This is a genomic window from Polyangium spumosum, assembly GCF_009649845.1.
Classification (GTDB): Bacteria; Myxococcota_A; Polyangia; order Polyangiales; family Polyangiaceae; genus Polyangium; species Polyangium spumosum.
Genome location: NZ_WJIE01000009.1, coordinates 91,505 through 113,978, shown reverse-complemented (window position 1 = coordinate 113,978; position 22,474 = coordinate 91,505). Strand labels below are relative to the sequence as shown.

Below are 22,474 nucleotides of genomic sequence, written 5' to 3'. Positions count from 1 at the left end.
GGCCCGTTACCCGCTCTTCACGTAGAGGACCGCCTCGGAGGGGCCGCTCTGCCCCGTCGGATCGGCCGTGTTGCACAAGGTGAGCGGCTCGCCCGGGTCGAGGTAGACGCTCTGCTCTTCGAGCTCGAAGAGCAAGGTCCCGGGCGTGGCGACGAGGTCGCCGCAGCGCTCGACGCGCTTGCGACCCGCGCCGAGGATGCGGCTCTCCTGCATGGTACGCAGGCGGGCCGGGGCGCCGATGAGCGCGCCGTTCATCCAGTTGAGGAGCTGATCCTCGCGCACGCCGCGCTGGACACGGACGGCGACGACGAGGGCGCGCGTGCGGAACTCGCGCTGGAAGAGGACGTTGTACTTCCCCTCCTTGAGGTCGAAGGGGTACGCGGTGAAGGACTCGATGATGCCCTCGTCGACCATGCGGAAGATGTGATCGCGGGCGGTCTCGAAGGTCGCGCGCAGGTCGTCGTGCCGGTAGCGGGGCAGGAGCGGCGGGACGGGTGTACGCGCGAGGGAGGAGATCTGCCCGACGAGGCCGGTGAGCGCGACGAAGAGGCTGAAGGGGTGCGGGCGCTCGGAATAGAGGACGGCCTCGAAGGGCGGGAGCGCGGCGACGAGGCACTGGATCTGGCGCCGGATCTCGCCGATGAGCTCGCGATCGGTGGTGCGGGAGAGGAAGTTCGACTTCTCGGCGAGGCGCATGGCCTTCTCGCGCAGGCGGCCGGTGAGGCGCTGGCACATCTCGTCGAGCGGCGAGCCCTGGGCGACGCCGAGCGTGGGCGGGATGTAGTCGGTGGCGACGAAGGCCTCGCCTTCGAGGCGGACCTGGGCGATGGGCAAGCAGACGAGGCGCGGGGGCGGCTCGGCGGCGACGAGCAGGCGGCAGCTCGGGGCGATGCGGGGGATCTCGAGCGGGTCCTCGCCGGTGTGCTCGTCGACGACGGCGGCGCCCTCGGCGGAGCGGTGGCGCGCGAGGTCGGCGGCGGAGGCGGAGACGGCCATCTGCGCGCGCGGGACGGCGAGGTAGACGGTGGCGGGCGCGTGATGGACGAGCGCGGCGTGGGGGCGCAGGTCGACGGAGAGGTCGTGCTTGCCGGCGACGTGATGGACGAGGGTGCCGTCGGGCATGATGGCCTCGACGTGCTGGACGCGGAGCAGGCCACTCGCGAGGGTGCCCTCGGCGAGCTTGAGGGTGACGATGCCGTGGTGGTAGGGGCTCGCCTGGCCGAGGTGATAAGCGAGGAGGCGCTCGGCCCTGCGATCGGCCTCCTGGAAGTGCTGCGGCGACAGGAGCATCCCGTCGTGCCATTGAATCGCGAGCGGAATGTCGTCGGCGCGCATGCTCATTCCTCCGGAGCATCGAGGGGGCTCACGACGAGATCATCGTCACCGAGGTCGACGCGCATGCGGCGCTGCGGGCCGATCCGGAAGCGATGATCGCCGGGCGAGCGATAATTGGCAAAGATGACGGCGCCGACGGCCTTGCCGTCGACCTCGACGACCACGGGCGGGGGCGACTGGCCGGGGACGAACTCCCAATCCCACTCGGTGAAGGCGGTGCCGCTCGGATAATCCCGGCGCATCTGCTCGCGCTGGTCGTACCACTGCTTGGCGGTGAGCTTGACGATCTGGTCGAAGAGCTTCGGCTCCTGGACCGCGACGAGGGTCATGGGGACGGGCGAATTGCGGTTCGCCCTGGCGGTGATGGCGACCTCGACGAGAAAACGCGTCGGCGGGGGGCCCGCGGAGCAGCCGAGGCTCGAGAGGGCAAGGCACGAGGCGAGGGCCACGATGAATCGCGCCCTGCTCGTCGTCCCGCCCGGACGGTGCCTGGAGGAGGCCATGCGACGTGAAGGGTAGAGCGATCGTGCGGGACGGGTCTACAAAGTCGCGAAGACGGGGCGCGGAGGAGAATGGAAACGATGGGTTAGAGAGGACGGCTGTGGGGTGGCCGAGGGGGCGGGACGGGGGGGCGGGAGGAGGCGAGCGGGGCGAGGCGGGGCCCGGGCGGGCTCACGCTTCGGAGCTTGACGGGGCCTCCGATTTCGCGGCCTTGTTCTTGCGGCGGGTCTTGGCGGCCCGGAGCGCGGTCTGGGCGTTGTAGCGGATGGTCTTCTCGAAGGGGGCGAGGAGGGCCTTGTCGCCGGTGCGCTGGGCGGTGGATTTCGTGATGTCGACCATCTGGGCGATGGTGTTCTCGCGCTGGTGGGTCTTGAGGCGGCGGGACTCGCGGGTGGCCTCGAGCATCTTCTCGAGGATGGCCTCCTTCTTCACGAGGGCGTCGATGCTCTTGGTCTCGCCGACGAACCGCTCGTAGAGCTTGGGGGAGATGCCGGCGGCCTCGCCGAACACGGCGACGGAGCCCGCGAGCTCGTCGCAGACACCTTCGATCCCGGGCTGGACGCCGCGGAAGCCTTTGGAGGCTCCAGCGGCGAGGTCGACGAGGTCGTCCTGCACGTCGGTGAGGGTCGCGTCCATGGGGCCTGTATAAGGGGCGTACGTCGTCGTCATCGAGCACCTCCGTTGTTGGGGTGCGGGAGAGACGCCGGCGACGGAGATTTCCTTCAGGGGCAGCACGATCTCGTCAGGGAGGGAGGATGAGGTCTGCATGCGGGAGGATGAAATCAGCCTGCGGGAGGATGAGGTCTGCCTGCGGGAGGATGAGGTCGGTCTGGCGGGAGGATGAGGTCGGTCTGGCGGGAGGATGAGGTCTGCCTGCGGGAGGATGAGGTCTGCCTGGCGGGAGGAGGAAATCAGCCTGCGAGAGGATGAGGTCAGCCCGGCGGGAGGATGAAATCGGCCTGGCGGGAGGATGCGTTCAGCCTGCGGGAGGATGAAATCAGCCTGCGGGAGGATGAGGACGGGCTGAGGGAGGACGTGCGCAGGGCTCGCAATCGCTTGACATCCTCGAAATACTTGCGCTTCCTTCCTCGCCAATGCCGGATGGTGCGCGTCGGTTCGACCGAACAAGCCCTCGAGCTGAAGGGCCCTCGCGCGCCACGGCGGCGCAGGAGGCCGGGATTGCGCGGGCTCAGCTCGTGTGCACCAGCGACGTCGGCGAGGCCCGGGAGGTCTTCAGCCACGTTTATGCAGAGGCGACCCTCGAGCCCAAGCGCGACCAAACTTTCGGCTGTGCGCTGGGCTTCGTCTCCTTCGGCGCGACCCGTGTCGTGATGGGCGACTGGGCCGGCGGAGGGCAGGCCTCCCTGCCGGACAGCGGGGAGCACTACATCCTGTGTCTCTCGGACGAAGGAGAGAGCGCCGGTGACCACGCGGGCGAGCCCTTCCACGTCGCGCCGGGCCGGCGGGGTGCGCTGTTTTCACCAGGGCGGTCCTGCTTCATCGATGTCACCGCGGCGTTTCACGGGCGGACCCTGGTGATCGATCGCGGAGCGCTCGACGCCCACTTCGCCGCGCTCACGGGCGCTGCGCTGCGCGGCCCGATCTGCTTCGATGTGGCGCTCGACCTCGAGGACGGACCGGGGAGCACGGTACACGAGGTCGCGCAGCTCTTTCGCCGCCAGATCGAGCAGCCATGGGCCTCGCCGATGGTGCTCGGCGCGCTGCGTGGCGCGCTCTTCACGAGCCTCCTCGTACACACCCGGCACAACCATTCGGCGATCCTCGATGCGCCGCAGCCGCGCGTGGCCCCGGATTGCGTCCGCAGGGCGGAGGAATTCATGGCCGCGCACGCCGCGGAGCCCATCACCCTGGCCGACATCGTCGCCGCGGCAGGCGCGCCGGAGCGGTCCCTCCGGGCAGCCTTCGTGGCGTGCCGGGGAATGCCCCCGATGGATTTCCTGCGTCGGCGCCGGTTCGAGCTCGCGCGCCGCCACCTGGCCGAGCCCTCGGCCAGTACATCGGTCGCGAGCGTCATGGCCGCGCTCGGGCTCGGTCATCCAGGGCGATTCAGCGTCGAATACAAGCGCCGGTTCGGCGAGAGCCCCTCCGCGACGTTGTCCGCGGGGCGCGCGGCCGCGGGCCTGCCGCGCCTGCAGCCGCGACGCCGGCCGTGAACGTTCACGAGCGCGCGCGGGCGCAGGCGCGGCGGGCGCGGCGCGTCAGGGCGCGCAGGTCGAGAGGAACACCTGCACGGCGCCGATGCCCCCGATGAGGAAGTCCGACCGGCCGTCCGCGTTCAGATCGCCCGCCGTCATGCCGTAGGCGCCGTTTGCCATGGCGTACGTGGTCGGCGCGCCGAAGCTCGCGTCCCCCGCGTTGAGGAACACCGACAAGGTGGTGTTGCTCGGGCTAGCGACGGTGAGGTCCGGGTCGCCGTCGCCGTCGATGTCACCGGCCGCGATGCCGGTGGCGCCAAAGGTGACGGCATGGTCGACCGCGGCGGCGAACGTGCCGTTGCCCTGGTTGAGGAGCACGCCCATGCCGTTGGCGGCACCTCCGTTGAAGTAGGCCGCCGCGAGATCGAGGCTCCCGTCGGCGTTCAGATCGGCGATGTCCACGGCGCGAATGCCAAAGCCCACGGGGTAGGACGTCGCGGCGCCGAACGTGCCGTCGCCCTGGTTGAGGAGGACGTGGGCCGCGTCGTCGCGCAAGTACACGAGGTCGGGTTTGCCGTCGCCGTCGAGGTCCCCGGCCCTGAGACCGTCGGAGCCGCCAAAGCCCGCGATCAGGTAGTCGGCCTTGGCCGCGAACGTGCCGGCGCCCTGGTTGAGGAACACGCTCACGTTGCTGTCGGAGAGGTACGCGACGGCGAGGTCGACCGCGCCGTCGTCGTTCACGTCCGCGGCCGCGATGTAATACGGGAACCCGTTCGTCGGGTAACCCACGGCAGCGGCGAGGGTGCCATCGCCCTGGTTCAGCAGCACGTGCACGTTGTTGCTCTGGGCGCCGACGAGCGCGACGTCCGGCTTGCCGTCGCCGTTCACGTCCGCCGCGGTGACGCCGTGGCTCATCGCGACGGCGTATTGAACCAGCGGGCCAAACGTGCCGTCGCCCAGGCCGAGGCGCACGCTGACATTGCCGGCGCCGTCGAACTTGCTCTCGACGGTGATCAAATCGAGCTTGCCGTCTCCATCCAGATCCGCGACCTCGGTATCCCCGTTCTCGGGCGCCATGGCGACGGTCGTGCCGACGGGCTTGTAAGGGCCGACCAAGCAGACGCACGCGCCCGCGTCGCAGCCCTCGTTCGCGCCGCAGACGAGCGAGTCCCCGTGGCACATGCCGGCCTGGCAGGTATACGTCGGCGTGCACGCGTCGCCCTCCCCGCAGGTGGTACCGTCCGGCGCGTCGGCCATGGCGGGCTGACCGGCGCTGCACGCGGGCACCTTGCAGGGGTCCGCGTCGTCCGGCGGCAGGTCGGCGTCGTCATTTTGCTGGGTCACGGTGCCATTGCCGTCGCACACGGCCTGCTGGCAATCACCGCTCACCTGATCGGGCAAGGTGGTCCCCGCGGCCGTGGGCGCATGCGTGGGCACGCCGTCCTCGCAGACGTCCTCCGTGCAGGGATTGCCGTCGTCCTCGGGGGTGCACGTGCCGCCACCTTGGCCGCCTTGGCCGCCTTGGCCGCCTTGGCCACCTTGGCCGCCTTGGCCGCCGCTCCCGCCTCCTTCGCCGGTCTCGCAGCCGAGCGAGCCGCCCGCCAGCAGAGCGAGCAATAGGGGTGTCATGGATGCCTTCGTCATTCTGAACCTCTCCGCGCGATTCGAGCTTTTCGGCGGCGACTGTTACAGACACATTCGGGCACGTCAAGCTGCATATCCTCCATTCGCCTGTCCAAAATCGGCAGCGAACTATCCACGAACGGCAAGATGAGCAGGCGGATGCATTGACGGTCGCATCCTCCCCGGCGCGCGCTCTTCAAAAAACGCAAGGCTGGGTCTCGTACCGGCACGAAGGGCTCTCGGCGTGGTACCTCAACGGGCCGCTCGGGCTCGAGCAGGGGTCAGAGCTCGACGACGCGGACGGGGACGGGCGCGGGGAGGTGGTCCGGCTCGTCGACGCCGAGGGCCGGGTGGCGCTCACGTATGCGGATCTGTTCGTGAAGTGATCCGGAAATGGTCCTCGCGCGCCGCCGCCGGAGCTGACCCGCTCCGCGTTTGCGCCTCCGCTCCCGCCCCCGCCTACGGCGCCTGCCCCAGCGATATCAACGCCCGGTCCACATCCGGCCGGTACGCATGCTCCATCGGGGCCACCTCCTTGAATCGGAGGTAGCTCTTCACGGCCTTGTCCTTTTGCCCCGTCGCGCGCATCGCCTCGCCGTGGAGGAAGTACACGTCCGCGTGCCAGCTCTCCACGGCCCCGCCCTTCTGCGCGAGCAGCTCCACGGCCTTGTCGAGCTCCGGCGTCGCGGCGAGCTTGTTGCCGTTCGATTCGAAGATCTTCCCCAGCCGGTAATGCCACTCGGCCACCGAGCCATTACCCGCGATCGCCTTTTGCCACGCCGCTTGCGCCTCCGGCCAGCGGCCGAGCTCCTGATAACAAAGCGCCATCGTGGCGTGCGCCTCGTGCCGGGAGGGGCGCTTTTGCAAGGCAATCTCCAGGTCCGCCAATGCGTCGAGGGTGCGGCCCTGCTTGTGGAGGAGGACGCCGCGTTGCCAGTAGGCGTCCGCGAGCTCGCGGTCGAGCTCGAGCGCGCGCTTCAAGGCCATCTCGGCCTTCGGGAACTGGCCGAGCGTGTTCGCCGCCCAGCCGACGTAAAGGAAATACTCGGCGCGATTGCCGTCGATCTCCGTCGCGCGCTCGAGGAACCGGATCGCCTCGCCCACGGCCGAAGAGCCGCCCTTCATGAGCAGGGCGCGGCCGAGGAAATGGTTCGCGTCCGAGGAGCCGGCGCGCTCCTTCAGGACCTCGCGCAAGATGGGCTCGGCCTGCGCCGCGTGGCCCGCCATCACCTGCGCCGAGCCGACGCGCATCTTGAGGTCGATGTCCGAAGGCGCCTTCGCCAGCGCCGCCGCGTACATCTCGAGCGCGCGCTCGCTCTCGCCCGTCTCCTCGTACAGGAGGCCGCGCTCGAGCGAGAGGCCCGGGTACTCCTTGTCGACGGCCGCGACCTGGTCGAAGACCTTCGCCGATTCGTCGAAGGCGCGCATGCGGCGGAGCGTGACGCCGAGGCGGAAGCGCGTGGCGAGGTCGTCCTCCTTGGCGAGCGCCGCCTCGAACTCGGCGCGCGCCTCGGGGTAGCGGCCCGCCTCCACGTGGACCTCGGCCTTGGCGCGGTGGAGCGCGGCGAAGCCAGGGAACTTGGCGCTCGCCTCGGTGAGCTTGGCCTGCGCCTCGTCGCCGCGGCCGACGGCGGCGAGGATCTCCGCGAGCCCGACGTAAGACGCGACGACGAGCTCGTGCTGCGCGCCGCCGAGCTTGATGGCCTCGTTGAGGAGGGCCTCGGCGCCCTGCCTGTTGCCGAGCGCGGCCTCGGTGAGGGCGAGCCAATAGGCGCCCACGGCCAGGTCGGGCTTGTCCTTGCGGAGCTTCTCGGCGAGGACCTTCGCGTCCTTGGGGCGCTCGAGCGCGACCAGGGTCTTCGTCGCGCCGGCGCGCGCCGCGACGCTGGTCTCGTCGGCGCGCATGGCCTCCTCGAAGCGGAGGAGCGCCTGCGAGTAGCGGCTCGACCGGTAGAAGAGCTCGCCGTGGCCGACGAGCGCGTCGACGTCGCGCGGGTCGATCGCGAGGGCAGCGGCGAAGGCCTGCTCGGCGGCGGTGATGCGCGAACGCGCGAGGTGGATGAGGCCGGTCTCGACGTAGGCGTCGACGAGCTCGCGCTCGCTGCCGGAGGCGCGGACGTCGCCCTCGGCCGTGACCTTGCCGAGCAGCTCGAGGGCCTCGGCCTCTTTTGCCTTGTCGCGGCCGAGGATCGCGGCGAGCAAGGCGCGCGCGGCGGCGTGCTTGGGCGAGGCCTCGAGCGCGGCGCGCGCGGCCTTCTCGGCCGCCGCGAGGTCACCCTTCCGGAGCTCGGCGCGGGCGAGGCCAAAGAGCGAGCGGGCGCCGCTGCGGATCGAGACAGCGCGTTTCCAGGCGACGAGCGCGTCGGCCGTGGCGTTCGAGGCGAGCTCGATCTCGCCGAGCAGCACGGCCGCGTCGATGTCGTTCGGGGAAGCGTCGAGCGCATCCTTGGTGAGGCGGCGGGCCGGCTCGAGGCGGCCGGCGAGCGCGTGTTGCGCGGCGACGGCGAGGGTGCGCTCGCGGCTCGGCTCTTCGGTCTGGCCGAGGAGCTGCTTGCCGAGGGTCTCGTCGTCGCCGCGCCGGCCGTGGCGGATGCTGCGCGCGAAGGCGACGTACGCGGCGTAGGCGGCCGTCGCGCGGTGGCGCGGGCGCGCGAGCTGCGCGGCCTTGGCAGCTTCGATGGCGCGCGCGGCGGCAGCGGCGGTGTCCTCGTCGAGGGTCGCTTGTGTGGTTCGTTCGAGGGCGGCGAGCGCGTCGGCGTGCGCGGAGGCGTTCAGGAGATCACTCACGGCGTGCGCGCCGAAGGGGCCGATGTCGGGCAAGAGCGCGAGGGCGCCGCCGCCGATCGCGAAGAGGACGGCCGCGCCGATCGCGTAGACACGCCCACGGCCGCGGCGACGGGGCTCGCTGTCGGGCCTCGCGAGGCTCTTCGGAGCCTTGTCGCGCCTGGCGAGCGCGTCGAGGCTGGCCGAGGAGCCCGGCGCGAGGTCGACCTCGTCGCCGATGCCGTCGCTCTCGGGCGGCGGAGCAGGAGGCGCCTCGACGACGAGGGGCTCGGCGCGCTGGGTCTCGGCGCCGACGCTGATGGGCGCGCCGGTGGAGAGGTCCATGTCGGGCTCGCCGAGGGAAAACTCCTCGCCCGGCTTGGAGACGGGGGCCGCGGCGCGCGTGCTCGCCGGCATCGGCGTGATGACGGGGGCAGCGACGGCGGCGGCCTTGGGGGGCGGCGGATCGGCGAACGCGGCGTCGAAGGCGGCGTCGTCGAGCTCGAAGCCGGCGGTCACGGGAGGCGCGGCGCGTGGCGGCGAAGCGGGCGGAGCCGCGAGAGGCGCGGGCGGAGGATCACTCGCGAGGGGAAGGTCGAGCTCGCCGAAGTCACCCGCGTCGAAGGCCGCGACGGCGGACATGGGCGGCGCGATGGCGGTGACGGACGAGGAGATGGACGTGGCCTTGCCAGACGTCTCGGCGCGGGGCGCGGCGGCCGCGGGCGGCGGCAGGGAGAGCTCGATGTCACCGAACGAGGCTTCGGGCGCGGGCAGGTCGATCTCGCCGAAGCCGCCGAGGTCCGGCGCGGGCAGGTCGATCTCGCCGAACGCGCCCATGTCGAGCGCGGCGTCGGCGGCGACGGCAGGCAGATCGAAGCTGCTGACGGGTTTTTCGCGCAACGCGGCCGGCAGCGCGGCCGAGGACCGACGCGCCGGGCCGGGCCGGGCGGGCGCGGGAAGGTCGATCTCGCCGAAGCCTTTTGCGGCGGCCGGGGCGGGGCGCGCGGGCGCGGGTAGATCGATCTCGCCGAAGCCTTTGGCGGCCGGCGGCGCGGGACGCGCAGGCGCGGGCAGGTCGATCTCGGGCGCGCTTTTCCTCGTGGGGCGCGCGGGCGCGGGCAGGTCGGCGTCCGGCTCGCTCTTCGCCGCGGGGCGCGCGGGCGCGGTCGGCTTCTCCTGGGGCCTCTGCGGCGGCGGCTTCGGCGCGGCCGGGCGCGCGGGCGAGGGCAGGTCGATCTCGCCGAAGCCCTTCGCCGCGGGGCGCGCGGGCGCGGTCGGCTTGTCGTCGCGCTTCGGCGGCGCGGCCTTCGCCGGGGCCGCGCGTGTCGGCGAGGGGGACGGCAAGTCCACTTCGAGGGACGCCGTCACGGGGGTCGTCATCTGCCGGACCGTCGGCTTGCTCGGCGACGACATCTCGATCGCCGCGAGCGCCGCGTCCTCCTCCTCGTCGTCGTCGAGGGGGAACTCGTGGACGGCCGCGGGCATCTGCCGAACGGTTGGCTTCGCGGGCACGGGCAGGTCCGCGATTTCTTCCTCGTCGGCGGGGGGCGCGGAGACGGCCCGTTGCTTCACGGTCGGCTTCGCGGGCGAGGGCAGATCGATCTCGCCGAAGCCGGGGTCTTCGTCGGCGCCCCAGAGATCGAGCTCCGTGGCCTCCTCGGGCTTCGGCGCGGGCTTCGGCGCAGGCGCGGGCGGCTTCGGCTTGACGGCGGGAAGCACGGGGGGCTTCGGCGCGAGCGGAGCGGTCGGCGCCTTGCCCGGCGAGGGGCGCGGCATCAGCGGCTCGGTGCCGGCCTTCGCGCGCGGCGCCACCGGCGACGGGAGATCGATCTCCTCGGCGACGTCCGTGGGCTTCTTCACGAGGATGCTGTTGCCGCACTTCGAGCAACGCATCTTGAGCCCCGCCGCCGGGATCCGCCGTTCCTCCACCTGGTACGGGGACGTACAGGAGTCGCACTCGACCTTGACCATGCTCATGCCTTCGAGGGGCCCTTTTGCGCGAGATCGTTCCGCGTCGCTCACTTCTACCAGGGTTCGAGGCTGCGCGGCTCTTTTCGACACGCGTCCCGGGCGCGGGGCCCGTCCGGCGAGCGGGCGGGCGGCGTGGCATCGCCCGCGCGCTTCCGCTGGGCTGGGGAAATGTGCTAACGCGCTCGCGCCATGCAGAAGCTGACCGCCCTCCTCTTCGCAGCGTTGGTCCTCGGGGCCATCGCGCTCGTCGTCCTTCCGGGCGGTCGCCGCGGAGCGTCGCCCACCGAGAGCACGCCCGACGCAGGCGCGCCGAGCGACGCAGGGCCGGACGCGACGGCGTCGGCCGACGCAGGCGAAGAGAGCGCGGACGCAGGGGCCGGCGATCCCACGGGCGAAGCCGATCCGACGGGCGGCGGTCCGGTCGACGCGGGCGGGGCGTTGCTGCTCACGGGCGAGGCGCCGCCGCCGCTCGCGGGGGAGGCGCCGAAGTCGGTCGTGTTCGGGGTGATCCTCGTGCAGTACAAGGGCGCGCAGGGGGCGCCGCAGAACGCGCGGCCCCGCGAGGAGGCGCTGACGCTCGCCAAGCAGCTCGCCGAGGAGGCCAAGACGGACTTCAAGGCGACGGTGGCGAAGGGCGACAAGGGCTCGATGGAGAACGCGGGGCGCTTGCCGCGCGGAATTTTGGAGCCGGCGCCCGAGTATGTTCTCTTCAGCCTCGCCAAGGGCAGCGTGAGCGACGTCGTGGACACGCCGCGCGGCTACTGGATCGTGCAGCGGATCGACTGAGGCGCGGAGGCGGAGGGGACAACACGCGATGGCGCAGATCGACATCCACAGGCCGCACGGGATGAGCGAGGACGCGGCGCGGAGGCGCGCGGAGGATCTCGCGAGGCGCCTGGAGCAACGCCGCGGGGTGCGCTGGCGCTGGGAGGGTGACGAGCTGCGGCTCGACGCGCCGAGCGGGCCCGCGAAGGGGACGCGGGGGTCGGTGCGGGTCGACGCAGAGGTCGTGCGGATCCGGGTGGAGCTGCCGCTCTTCTTGCGCCCGATGCGCCCCGTGGTCGAGACGAAGCTGCGCGAGAAGCTCGACGCGATGCTCGGCAAGAGCTGAGCGAGCGGGCGGTCTCCCTTTCCCCCCAACCAAGCCGGCAAGTCGGCCCACGATCCGCGCAGGAATACGCGCACATCACGGCGGCGCGCGTGATCGTCGCGATCCGTCGCGAGCACGCTTTACTCCCGACGCACCGTTTGGCTAGTCTCCCCACGCAGCATGCAATGGACCAGAAACCCGTCTCCGCGGGAGCGTCGAGCCCAATGACGGTAGAGACACCGATGCCCACGGGGCAGGCCGAGGATGCGGCGGCCTTGCTCAATCGTTTGAGGTCCGAGCACGCCGCGCAGGAGGACAACGCGCTCCAAGCGCTCCTCCTGCACGAGTGCGGCGTACTCGAGGAGAAACACGGGGAGGAGCCGTCCGCCGCGCGGGACTACCTCGCGGCGTTCAACGCGGACCCGCAGTTCCGCGAGCCGCTCGAGGCCCTCGTCCGGATCTTGACCCGACGCAAGTCCATCAAGAACCTCGGGAAACTGCTCGAGGCGCTCACGCGCGCCTCCGTCTCCCCCGAGGAGCGCGCCCGCGCGTTCTGGGAGCGCGCCGCGTTCCTGCAGGACTACGAGCAGAGCCTCGCCGGCGCGAAGGAAGCGCTCGAAGAGGCCGTCGGCGCGAGCCCCGAGGACCCGACGCCGTGGCTCGAGCTCGAGCTCATCGCGGCGAAGGACGGCGACCTGCCAGGGCGCATGCGCGCCATCGAGGCGCGCGCCGAGCTCGCCACGGATCCGACGTGGAAGGCGATCCTGTTCATCGAGCTCGCGGAGCTCTCGGCGAAGGCAGGCGACGCGCAGCGCGCGTACGATCTGATCGACGCCGCCGCCGCGCTGGATGGTCAGGGGCGTTTCCGGTCGCAGGTGACGCTCGAGTCGATCGCCGCGCGGGAGGACAACCCGACGGCGCTCGCGCGGGCCCTGGAAGGTCAAGCGCAGCTCATCGAGGAGGCCCTCGAAGAGGAAACACGCGGCGACGCGAGCGGCGTGCCGCGTTACGCGCGGCGCGCGGAGTACGCGGCCGACGCGTGGCTGCGCGCGGCGGAGCTGAAGCGGCGCGCAGGTGATCAAGAGGGCTGGGTGAAGCTGCTCGCGCGCGCCGCCGAGCAGCTCCCGCAGTCGTCGGTCATCGCGCGCTCGCGCCTCGCCTCGCTGGAGACGAACGGCGACGCGAAGGGCGCGGCGGAGCTCGCGAAGGCGGAGCTCGAGCGCGGCGTCGCAGGACCGGGCGCCGCGGCGCTCTGGCTGCGGATCGCCGAGGCGGCGATGCTCGACAACGACCGGGACGGCGCGCTCGGCGCGCTCCGCAGCGCGCTCGAAGCGGACCCGGCGTCGATCATGGCGCGCGCGCTCGAGCTCGATCTGCTGAGCGACGCGCAAGATCCGGCGGCGCTCGCGCGATCACTCGAGGCGTCGGGCGCCTCGTGCCCGACGAACGAGGCGAAGGCGCGCGCGGAGATCATCGCGGCCTACGTCTGGGCATGCCAGGCGGGCGACTCGGACGCGGCGAAGGCCGCGCTCGGGCGGGCCGCGGCGCTCGGCACGCCAGCGCCGCTGCTCGCGCGGATCGCGCGCACCCTCGCCTCGGTCCGCGGCGACGCGGCGTGGTACGAGCAGGTGACGGCGGAGCTCGTCGCGAGCGGCGCGGAGCGGGGCGAAGAGGAGAGCCTTTGGTTCGAGCTCGGCCGGAGCCGCGCGCTGCGTGGTGACTCCGCCGGCGCGGCCGAGGCGTTCTCGCAGCTCGCAGCGCAGGGCGGTGACGCCTCCGCGTGGCTCGGCCACGTGCTCGCGGCGTACGCGCTCGGCGCGAAGAAGCTCACGCCGGGCGAGGTGGTCGCCTTCCGCCCGATCGCACAGACGATCGAGGAGCTCGCCAAGGCCGAGACGGACCCGGACCTCGCGCGTGGCCTCTGGGTGGTCGCTGCGCTGCGCAGCGTGCGCTCGGGCAACGTCGATCACGCCCGCGCGCGGCTGCGCGAGCTGCACGAGGCGTCACCGTCGGACGAGGTGGTTGCGCTCTTCCTCGCGGAGCTCGAGCGCCGCGCGGGTGACCTCACGGCCGCGTCGACGATCCTGTCGGCGTGCGCGACGTCGACCGAGGACATCGAGCTCGGCGCGGCGCTCTACCTGGAAGCTGCGCTTCTCACGTGGCGGCTCGGCGATCGGCAGAAGACGATCGAGCTCGTCGAGCAGGCGCGCGGCAGCGCCTCGAAGGCGGCGGCGGCGCTGCTCGCGTGGGCGCTGCGCGGGGCCGATCCGGACAGCCTCGACGGTCGTCGCCGCGCGCTCGTGACGGCGGCGGAGGCAGGCGCAGATCCGGCGAGCATCGCGATCGAGCGCTTCGGCCTGGAGGTCGGTCAGGGCGAGGCGGGGGATCGCGCCGAGGCGCTGACGGCGCTGGAGACGGCGGAGGCCGAGGGCTCGGGCGACATCACGGTCGCCGCGGGGCTCGCGCGGCTCACGTGGCCGGATGCGCAGAGCGATCGGGCGGCGATCGATCGCGCGCTCGATCGGCTGGAGGATCAGGGCGACGAGGCGACGGCGATCGCGCGGGCCGAGGCGTACCGGCTGGCGCGCGTGGTCGATCAGGACCCGGGCGCGGCGGTGTCGCGCGCGGCGGCCTGGGCGGACGCGGAGCCGAAGCTCTACGCCGCGCTCGAGTGGCTCGGCGCGGCGCTCGCGGCGAAGGATCGCGAGGCCGAGGTGTCCGCGCGCCGCGCGGTGGGCGCGTTCCTCGACGACGAGCCGTGGTCGGCGATGGATGCGTCGGCCGCGCTCGTGGCGATGCTGGATCAGCCGAGCACGCCGCAGCCCATGCTCGCCGGCACGTCGGACGCGACGCGCCTCGCGAACCTGGAGCTCGCGATGCCCGGCTGCGATCCGCGCCGCCGCGCGTTCGCCCTGAAGAACGTGAGCCATGCGCTCGGCGAGGACGCGGGTCACGACGCGGCCGCGCTCGCCGGCTGGTCGGAGCTCGCGGCGGGCAACGTGGAGGCGGCGCTCGCCACCTTCCGCGCGGCCGTCGAGCGGCGCCAGGACGACATCGTGTCGTGGGAAGGCGTGCGCGCGGCGAGCGAGGCGCTCGGCGATCACGTGTCGACGGCGCTCGCGCTCGCGCAGCTCGGCGCGCTCAGCCGGGACGATACGCGGGGCGCCGTGTTCTGGGAGTCCGCGGGCGTCATCCTGCTCGAGCACACCGACGCGCACGACGACGCGGAGATCGCGTTCGCCCGGGCGTTCGATCGGGACCCGAGCCGCTCGATCGCCTTCGACAAACTCTTCCGCCGCGTCCGCGGGCGCAACGAGGACGACAGGCTGCTCGACATCATCGGGCGCCGCCTCGACGTCGCCGACGACGAGGCAGAGATCGGCAAGCTCTTCTGGGAGCGCGCGCGCGTGCTCCGCAAGAAGGGTGATCGCGAGGGCGCGCTCTCGGCGCTCGAGAACGTCACGATGCTCGAGCCCGATCACGTCGGCGCGCTCGCGCTCTCGGGCGAGATCTCGATCACGATGGGCAAGTTCGCCGAGGCCGCGGATTTCCTCGGCCGGCTCTCGGGCATCGGCGAGGCGCCGGCGCAGCAGCGGCTGATGTCAGGCGTCGCGGCGGTGGACATCTACGAGAACAAGCTGAACGCCCCCGAGAAGGCGCTCAAGGTGCTCGTCGGCCTCCACGAGGCCGGTTTGTCCACGCCGCCCGTGCGCGAGCGCCTCGCGCGTGTCGCGGCCAAGACGGGCGCCTGGTCGCGCGCGACGGCGATCCTCGAGCAGCTCATGCAGGAGCGCGAGAAGCGCGAGGGCCGCATGGAGGCCGCGCGGCTCGCGATGGCGATCTGGCGCGACAAGATCAACGAGCCGCTCAAGGCCGAGGGCGCGGTCGTGAAGCTGCTCGACGAGTCGCCGGACGACGGCGAGGCGCTCGATCTCGTGCTCACGACGAGCTACGACGCGGCGCTCCGCCAGAAGCTGCTCGGCCGCGCGAAGAGCGTGCTCGTGCAGAAGCTCTCCGAGGATCCGTGCGACGCCGATCGCGTCGAGCGGCTCGCGAAGATCGCGCAGGCAGGGCAGGACGCGGCGCTGCGTCAGGCGACGCTCGGCTGCCTCGTCTCGCTCGGCCGCGACGACGACGCGATCTCCACGGAGCTCAAGCGGATCGACGGTCGCGTCGCGACGCGGCCCCAGATCGTGCTCGACGCGAGGGCCATGGCCGAGATCGCCGATCCGGAGGACCACGGCCCGATCGCGGAGCTCTTCGTGCTCATGGCCGAGACGGTGACGCTCGCGCTCGGCCCGACGCTCGGCTCGCTCGGCGTCGGCAAGAAGGAGCGCGTCGACTCGCGCGGCGGCCACCCGCTGCGCGTGGCGGTCGCGGAGTGGATGGGCGCGGTGGGCTTCGAGGGTGACTTCGAGGTCTACGTCGGCGGCCCCGAGCCGATGCGCGTTCACGGCGTCGCCGGCGAGGTGCCCTCGATCGTCATCGGCTCCGGGATCACGACGCCGCTCGACGCGGCGGCGCGCTCGGCCATCGCGCGGACGGTCTTCGCCTTGCGGCGCGGGATCACCTCGCTCCGCACGCGCGACGAGGCCACGGTCGCGTCTGTCGTCATCGCGGCGTGCAACGAGGTCGACATCAAGGTGGCGAACCCCGGCTACGCCGTCTACGGCGAGATCCAGCGCGCGGTGCACAAGGAGATCTCGCGCAAGATCCGCAAGAGCATCGGCGAGGTCTGCCAGAAGGTCGTCGCGAGCAAGCAGGACGCGCGCGCGTGGACACACGCGGCACGGCGAAGCCTGGACCGCATGGCGGTGATCGCCGCCGGCGACGTGTCGATCGTGCTGAGCGACATCTTGAACGTGCCGCGGGATCAGCTCGGCTCGGTGGTCACCGAGAACGAGCGGTCGCGCCGCCTTCTCTCGTTCGTGCTTTCCCCCAGCTACCTCGAGCTGCGCAAGAAGCTCGGCATGGGTGTTCGGTGAGCAGCGATTCTGGAGCAAAGGATCAAGGTCCCGTGAGCGAGCCCCAAGACGAGATCGACCTCGCAGCGGACGCGGTCGAAGACGACGACGACGACGCGGCGACCATCATGGCGCACGTCCCCGAGGAGCTCATGGCGTCGCTGCGGGGCAACCGCGGCGAGCCCGAGATCGGCGAGGTGACGGCGAAAGCAAAGGAGGACGCGCGGCACGAGATGCCGACCGTCCCCGAGGAGGACGGGCTGGTCGAGGCCCTCGTCGAAGAGACGAAGGTGCGGCCGGCCGTCGATCTCGAGGCCGTCACGCCGACAGGATCGGCCGTCGAGGAGACGCCGGTGGCCGAGGTCGTCGCCGAGATCGAGGCCGAAGCCGAAGCCGAGGCCGACGACGACGCCCCGGTCGCGCCGTCGCGGCGAGAGCGCGCGCCGCTCGCGGGGGCGCCCACGTTCGACGACGAGCAAGACGCCACGGCGCACCTCGTGCGCACGCAGCAGCGTGACGCGTGGGCCGAGCGAGCCGCGTGGCTGCGCGCCGAGGCGGAGGCGATGGAGGACAAGGCCGCGCGCGCGAAGGCGCTCGTGGCGGTGTCCGAGATCTACGCGATGGCGGGCGAAGAGCAGACGGCGCGCGCGATCGCGGCCGAGGCGCGCGAGCTCGCGCCGAGCTCTCCGCTCGCGCACCGCCAGCTCCGCGGCCTGCTCGCGCGGGACCAGGACTGGCAAGGCACGGTCGAGGTGCTCGACGCCGAGGCGCGCGTCTCGCCGACGCCCGCCTCGCGCGCCCACGCCGCCGTGCTCGGCGCCGAGGTGCTGCGCATCCGCCAGGAGGACGAGGAGGGCGCGCAGAAGTGGTTCGACCTCGCGCAACGCGCGCACGCCGCGGATCCGCGCCCGCACGTGCAGCGCTTCTGCGAGGCGCTCGCCAGCGCGGACGACAGCTTCACGAAGGTCCGCGCGCCCGAGGCGAGCGAGCTCTCGGCGCTGCGCGACGCGTTCACGCAGGTCGCGATCCACCGCGGCGTCGTGCCGCGTGGCCTCCGCGGCGTCGTCTCCGCGTACGACGCGCTCCTCCGCTCGCGCGCCGCGCTCGAGGCGGGGGACGTCGCCCTCGCGGTCTCGAGCCTCGGCCGCCTGCGCAGCACCGCGTCCCTCAAGGGCGGCGCGGGCTGGCTCGCGGGCATGCTCGCGGCGGCGCGCAAGGACACGCGCCCCGGCTCCATCGACGCCCTGCGCGGCGCGCTCGACGGCACGCACGACGCCGACGCGCGGCGCGCCCTCGCGGCCCGCGCGATCGAGCTCGGCGACGCCGCCGCGGCGCGCGCGGCCATGGAGGGCAGCGACACGATCGCGTTCTCGGCCGCCGACCGCCTCTCGCTGACGGCGCTCACGGGCGGCTCGCGTGAGCTCTTCGACCAGGCCGTCGAGGCGGCCGCGGGCGACGACGAGCTCGCGCCGCTGCTCGCCGCGGCGAGCGCGGCTTCACGCGAGGCCGACGCGCCTTCGGACGGCGTCATCGGCGCGGGCAGCCCTGCCGCGCGCGCCTCCGCTTCGCTCGGCCGGGCCCTCGGCGACGCGCGCGCGGACGGCAAACCCCTCGGCGAGTGTGACGCGCTCGCGGCGGCGATCCTCGGCTACACCGAGTACGCCGCGGACAGCGGCGCGGGCCGCGCCCTCAAGCTCGAGCTCGACCTCGAGTCGAAGGCCGGCGCCAAGGTCGCCCGCGCGGTCGCTGCCTGGCGCGGCGAGCAGGATGGGGATCGCGACAGCGCGCTCGCGAGCGCGCTGCTCGCCGAGCTCGCGGGCGACGCGGAGTTCGCCGCCGAGGGCTACGATCGCGCCCGCCAGGCCGATCCTGCCCACGAAGGCGCCGCGCGCGCGCGCGCCACCGGCGCCGACGCCGCGACCGCGTCGAGCGTGCTCGCGGGCCTCGCGCAGTCGATCGAGCCCGGCACGCGCGCCGCGCTCCTCCTCACGGAGGCGGCGATCCGCTTGCTCGAGGTCGAGGTCCCCGACACCTCGATCGACGACGAGCGTGACAAACTCCTCCGCGGCGCCGCCGAGATCGACGCGCGCCTGCCGCTCTCGGTCCACCTCGGCGAGCGCACCGCGCGCGGCGTGGGGGATCGCGACGGCCTCATCGAGTGGCTCCAGCTTCGCCGTCAGGCGAGCGAGGATCCGATCGAGCAGGCCCGCGACTTCGTGCGCGAGGCGCTCATCACGCCGGAGGGCGCCGCGCACGGGGCGCGCCTGCTCGCGCAGGCCCTCGGCGCGCGGCCCGACGACATCGGCCTGCGTGAGCTCTACGAGCGCCTCTCGCCCGAGCGCCCGGCGGATCGTGCGTCCTGGCGCGCCGAGCGCGCCGCCGCCTCCACGGGCAGCGACGCCGCGCGCTTCTCGCTCGAAGCCGCGCTCGAGTACGAGCGCGACGGCGACCTCGAGAAGGCCGCGGCCCTCGCGCGGCAAGCCATCGGCGCGGGCGAGACGCTGCTCGCGCCGCTCTGCGCCTACCGCGCGGCGCTCGCGGGCCACGGCACGGCCGAGCTCGTCGACGGCCTCTTGCAGTACGCGCGTTCGACGGAGGATCCCGTCGAGCGGCTGCAGTCGTACGAGCGCCTCGCCGAGCTCGACGAGCTCGGCCGCGGCGACGCGGCGAGCGGCCTGCTCTGGCGCCGCACGATCCTCGAGGAGACGCCTACGCACCTGCCGACGCTCCGTCGCGTCGCGAGCGCCCTCATCGCGGGCGGCCGCGACGAGGAGCTCGAGCCCGTCGCCTTCACGCTCGCGACGACGCTCGAAGGCCCCGAGGCCATCGCGCATGCGCACCTCTCGGCGCGCCTCCGCCTGCGCATCCACGGCTGGGACGAGACACGCGAGCCTGTCGAGATCGCCTATCGCAACCAGCCGCGTGGGCTCTGGGCGCTCCGGCAGATGGCCGCGCACGCTCGCGCGCGTGGCGACGAGGCGACCGCGCTCGAGGCTGACCTCGAGCTCGCGAATCGCACCGAGCGCGCCTCCGAGATCGCGACCCTCGCGCTGCGCGCCGCCGAGTCTGCGGCTCGCGCGGGTGAGGGCGAGAAGGCGCGCGAGCTGCTCGAGAAGGCCATCGAGCTCGTCCCTGGTCACCTCGTGGTGCACCTCGAGCGGGCCCGGGCCCTCGAGCAGGCGGGCGACGCCGTGGGCGCAGCGACGGCGCTCGAGGGTGCCGCGCAGACCAGCGCGACGAACGAGGAGCGCGTGCGCAACCTCTACCTCGCCGCCGTGCTCTGGGCCGACAAGACCCCCGAGACCGAACGCGCGCGTGGCGCCCTCGAGAGCGTCTTCGCGGTGGATCCCTCGTACCTCGACGTCTTCCAGCGCTTGCAGGCGATCTACGTCGCGAGCGGCGCGCGGGCCGAGCTCGCCGCGCTCCTCGAGCGTCGCCTCGACGCCGTCACCGATCCGGCCGAGCGCGTCGAGATGGAGGTCCTTCGTGGCCGCGCGCTCGCCGACGTCGGCGACGCGGCGGCGGCCAAGCAGGCGCTCGCGGCGGCGCTCGATCAGAACCCCGACCACGTCGAGGCGCTGACGGCGTTCGCCGACGTCTGCGCGAAGGAAGAGGACTGGGGCGGCGCGGAGCAGGCCTGGATCCGGCTCGCGCGCCTCGTCGCCGAGCCCGAGCGCCAGGCCGAGCTCTACATGCGCCTCGGCGACCTCTACAACGGCCCGCTGCCGAACGCCGAGCGCGCCGAGCTCTCCTACCAGGAGGTCTTGAAGCGCTTCGCGAACGACGAGCCGGCCCGAGAGCGCCTCGTCGACCTCTACAAGAACCTCGGCGACACGGCGAAGGCCCTCGAGCAGCAGACGATCCTCATCAACAACGTCGAGGAGCCCGACGCGAAGTGCCGTCGCACGACGCAGCTCGCCGAGATCTACGAGGCGATGGGCGACCTCAAGAAGGCCGAGCAGACCTTGCTCCAGGCGCGCAAGACCTGGCCCAAGGACGACGTCGCGCTCGGCGCGCTCGCGAGCTTCTACCAGCGCACCGATCAAGCCCAGGCCGCGAACGTCCTGCTCGATCGTGCCGTCGCCGACGCGCGCCGCGCGCTCGGCACCGGCCGCTTCGAGCCGTACCTCTTCAGCACCGTCGCCACCGTCGCCGATCTGCGCGGCCGCCCCGAGGTCGCGCGTATCGCGCGCGGCAGCGTCGCGGCCCTCGACGGCGGCGCGGTGGAGCTCGCGGGCGCGGGCGCGGCGGCGGGTGACGCGTCGCTCGACGAGCTCGTCGCTCCCGACGTCATGACCCCGGCGTTCCGCGATCTGCTCCAGCGCACCGGGCCGATGCTCGACACCGCCGTGCCTTTCGACACCACGTCGGTCCGCGCGACGCCCTTCCCGCCCCCGCAGGCGCAGCTCGCGGAGGAGATCAAGGACCTCGGGCGCGCCTACGGTCTCGACGACCTCAAGGTGCTCCAGTCGTCCACGCTCGGCCTGGTCTGCGTCGCCGCGAGCGCACATCCGGCGACGATCGTGCTCGGCGCGCCGCTCGTGAACGCGACGAACGAGGCTGTCCGCGCGTTCCTCATCCACCGCGCGCTCAAGGTCGTCCAGGCGAACGCCACGGCCTTCTCGCGCACCGCGCCGATCGACCTCTGGCCGCTGCTCGCTGCGTACCTCAAGGCCTTGAGCCCCGGGTTTGCCCCGCAAGGTGTCGACCCGGCCAAGCTCAACGACGCCTCGGCGCGTGTCGCCAAGGCCCTGCCGGCGAGCCTCGATCCGCAGGTGCAAACGCTCGCGACCGACGTCATCGCCAGCATCGGCAACCGCGCCTCGACGCTGAACACCGCGGTGAACGGCTGGGGCGCTCGTGCGGGCCTGCTCGCGGTCGGCGACCCCAACATCGCGCTCCAGGGCATCGCCTGGGCCGGCGGCCACACGAACCAGCCGCCGGCCTCTGGCAAGGAGCGCCTCACCTGGATCGGCCGCAACGCCGAGGCCCGCGAGCTCATCGTCTTCTCGGTGAGCGACGCCTACGCCGACGCCCGCGCGCGCCTCGGCCTCGACTGATCCTTCCCGCCTCGCGCTTGCCCTCGCGCCTGCTCCTCGCCGCGGCGGCCCTGCTCCTCGGGGCCGCCGCCTGCTCCTCCCCGGACGCCTCGCCCGCGCCCGCCCCGCCGCCCTCTGCCGCGCCACCACCTGCGCCCGCGCCGCCCGAGCCCTCTCGCTGCGCGGCCGTCACCTGCGCCTCCATCGAGCGTTGCGACGACACCACCGGCGCGTGCGCCCCGCATTGCCCTGCGGGCGAGGTCTACATCCCGAAGACGGGCCCGGACGGGTTTGTCATGGGCAAAGGTTTTACCTTGAACGGCGGCGCTCGCCGCCTCCGCAAGGGCCACCTGCCCGACACCGATCGGCCGCACCGCGTCGTCCTCACCCGCCCGTTTTGCATGGACGAGACCGAGGTCACCGTCGCCGCGATGAAGCGTTGTGTCGACGCGAAGGCTTGTGACCCGCCGAAGAGGCTCGAGGTCTTCGCGAATTACCCTCGCCGCCCTGATCATCCGGCCAACGAGGTCTCCTGGGACAAGGCCAGGAAATACTGCAAGGCCCAGGGCAAGGATCTCCCGACCGAGGCCCAGTGGGAATGGGCAGCGACCGGCGGTGATGGTCGCAAATGGCCCTGGGGCGACGACGAGCCCACCTGCGAGCACGCCGATTTCACGATCGGCGTCCTCGTCTCGCCCGGCGGCGACTCTGGCTGCCATGGCGGCGGCACCTCGCCCGTCCGCTCTCATCCCAGGGGAGCTCGCGTCTGGCCCACGGGCGTGCTCCACGACCTCGCGGGCAACGTCTGGGAGTGGTGCGACGACACCTACACGAAATACCCCGCCGGATCCGTCACGGATCCCCACGTGCAGAACCCCCGCGTGCTCGTGCACGTCGTGCGCGGCGGCGGCTGGAATCGATCGAACCTCGGGATCCAGGCGGCGTTTCGGGGCGCCGCCATTCATACGTACGAGGTCCCCGGGCTCGGGTTCCGTTGCGTCCGCAACCCCTGAACCCGGGGCCCCCGCGTTT

At 72.6% G+C, this 22,474-nt stretch carries 12 protein-coding genes; 7 read left to right on the top strand and 5 right to left on the bottom strand.

The features are described from left to right. Positions 1-6: 6 nt before the first annotated feature. The 3 genes from tssK to GF068_RS28405 form a co-directional block, all read right to left on the bottom strand. Positions 7-1,335, bottom strand: a complete 1,329-nt coding sequence (gene tssK, locus GF068_RS28415; RefSeq protein ID WP_170319730.1) for a type VI secretion system baseplate subunit TssK — start codon at positions 1,333-1,335, stop codon at positions 7-9. Positions 1,336-1,337: 2 nt separating this feature from the next. After that, positions 1,338-1,838: a hypothetical protein gene (locus GF068_RS28410; protein ID WP_153822625.1), complete on the bottom strand. Its 501-nt coding sequence runs from the start codon at positions 1,836-1,838 to the stop codon at positions 1,338-1,340. A gap of 169 nt (positions 1,839-2,007) precedes the next feature. After that, the gene (locus GF068_RS28405; protein WP_153822624.1) at positions 2,008-2,505 is read right to left on the bottom strand and encodes a hypothetical protein; all 498 of its coding nucleotides are present in this window, start codon (positions 2,503-2,505) and stop codon (positions 2,008-2,010) included. Positions 2,506-3,032: 527 nt separating this feature from the next. Between GF068_RS28405 and GF068_RS28400 the strand changes: the two genes are divergently transcribed. Further along, positions 3,033-4,010 (top strand): helix-turn-helix domain-containing protein, encoded by a 978-nt coding sequence (locus tag GF068_RS28400; RefSeq protein WP_170319729.1) that lies wholly within the window; start codon positions 3,033-3,035, stop codon positions 4,008-4,010. Positions 4,011-4,055: 45 nt separating this feature from the next. On the opposite strand, the gene GF068_RS28395 is transcribed toward GF068_RS28400, so the two are convergent. Next, the gene (locus tag GF068_RS28395) at positions 4,056-5,621 is read right to left on the bottom strand and encodes an FG-GAP repeat domain-containing protein (protein WP_153822622.1); all 1,566 of its coding nucleotides are present in this window, start codon (positions 5,619-5,621) and stop codon (positions 4,056-4,058) included. Positions 5,622-5,779: 158 nt separating this feature from the next. Here GF068_RS28395 and GF068_RS28390 point away from each other — a divergent pair, with 158 nt between their 5' ends. Beyond that, positions 5,780-6,001: a hypothetical protein gene (locus GF068_RS28390; protein WP_153822621.1), complete on the top strand. Its 222-nt coding sequence runs from the start codon at positions 5,780-5,782 to the stop codon at positions 5,999-6,001. A 73-nt stretch (positions 6,002-6,074) separates the two neighbouring features. Here GF068_RS28390 and GF068_RS28385 read toward each other — a convergent pair whose 3' ends face one another. Beyond that, positions 6,075-10,355: a tetratricopeptide repeat protein gene (locus tag GF068_RS28385; RefSeq protein ID WP_153822620.1), complete on the bottom strand. Its 4,281-nt coding sequence runs from the start codon at positions 10,353-10,355 to the stop codon at positions 6,075-6,077. 183 nt (positions 10,356-10,538) lie between these two features. Here GF068_RS28385 and GF068_RS28380 point away from each other — a divergent pair, with 183 nt between their 5' ends. The 5 genes from GF068_RS28380 (at position 10,539) to GF068_RS28360 (ending at position 22,455) form a co-directional block, all read left to right on the top strand. Further along, the gene (locus GF068_RS28380; RefSeq protein WP_153822619.1) at positions 10,539-11,135 is read left to right on the top strand and encodes a peptidylprolyl isomerase; all 597 of its coding nucleotides are present in this window, start codon (positions 10,539-10,541) and stop codon (positions 11,133-11,135) included. A 28-nt stretch (positions 11,136-11,163) separates the two neighbouring features. Further along, entirely contained in the window at positions 11,164-11,460 is a 297-nt protein-coding gene (locus tag GF068_RS28375) for a polyhydroxyalkanoic acid system family protein (RefSeq protein WP_153822618.1), read from the top strand. A gap of 203 nt (positions 11,461-11,663) precedes the next feature. Then, positions 11,664-16,424: a tetratricopeptide repeat protein gene (locus GF068_RS28370; protein ID WP_170319728.1), complete on the top strand. Its 4,761-nt coding sequence runs from the start codon at positions 11,664-11,666 to the stop codon at positions 16,422-16,424. A 32-nt stretch (positions 16,425-16,456) separates the two neighbouring features. Then, positions 16,457-21,463 carry a tetratricopeptide repeat protein gene (locus GF068_RS28365; protein WP_153822616.1) on the top strand — a complete coding sequence of 1,669 codons (5,007 nt, stop codon included), beginning with the start codon at positions 16,457-16,459 and terminating at the stop codon, positions 21,461-21,463. A gap of 17 nt (positions 21,464-21,480) precedes the next feature. Further along, positions 21,481-22,455, top strand: a complete 975-nt coding sequence (locus tag GF068_RS28360; protein ID WP_153822615.1) for a formylglycine-generating enzyme family protein — start codon at positions 21,481-21,483, stop codon at positions 22,453-22,455. Positions 22,456-22,474 lie beyond the last annotated feature (19 nt).

Excerpts from the sequence above, each read along its gene's own strand:
- GF068_RS28380 (WP_153822619.1), top strand. The coding sequence starts at position 10,539 with ATGCAGAAGCTGACCGCCCTCCTCTTCGCAGCGTTGGTCCTCGGGGCC.
- GF068_RS28395 (WP_153822622.1), bottom strand. The coding sequence starts at position 5,621 with ATGACACCCCTATTGCTCGCTCTGCTGGCGGGCGGCTCGCTCGGCTGC.
- GF068_RS28410 (WP_153822625.1), bottom strand. The coding sequence starts at position 1,838 with ATGGCCTCCTCCAGGCACCGTCCGGGCGGGACGACGAGCAGGGCGCGA.
- GF068_RS28405 (WP_153822624.1), bottom strand. The coding sequence starts at position 2,505 with ATGACGACGACGTACGCCCCTTATACAGGCCCCATGGACGCGACCCTC.
- GF068_RS28385 (WP_153822620.1), bottom strand. The coding sequence starts at position 10,355 with ATGAGCATGGTCAAGGTCGAGTGCGACTCCTGTACGTCCCCGTACCAG.
- GF068_RS28375 (WP_153822618.1), top strand. The coding sequence starts at position 11,164 with ATGGCGCAGATCGACATCCACAGGCCGCACGGGATGAGCGAGGACGCG.
- tssK (WP_170319730.1), bottom strand. The coding sequence starts at position 1,335 with ATGCGCGCCGACGACATTCCGCTCGCGATTCAATGGCACGACGGGATG.
- GF068_RS28370 (WP_170319728.1), top strand. The coding sequence starts at position 11,664 with ATGACGGTAGAGACACCGATGCCCACGGGGCAGGCCGAGGATGCGGCG.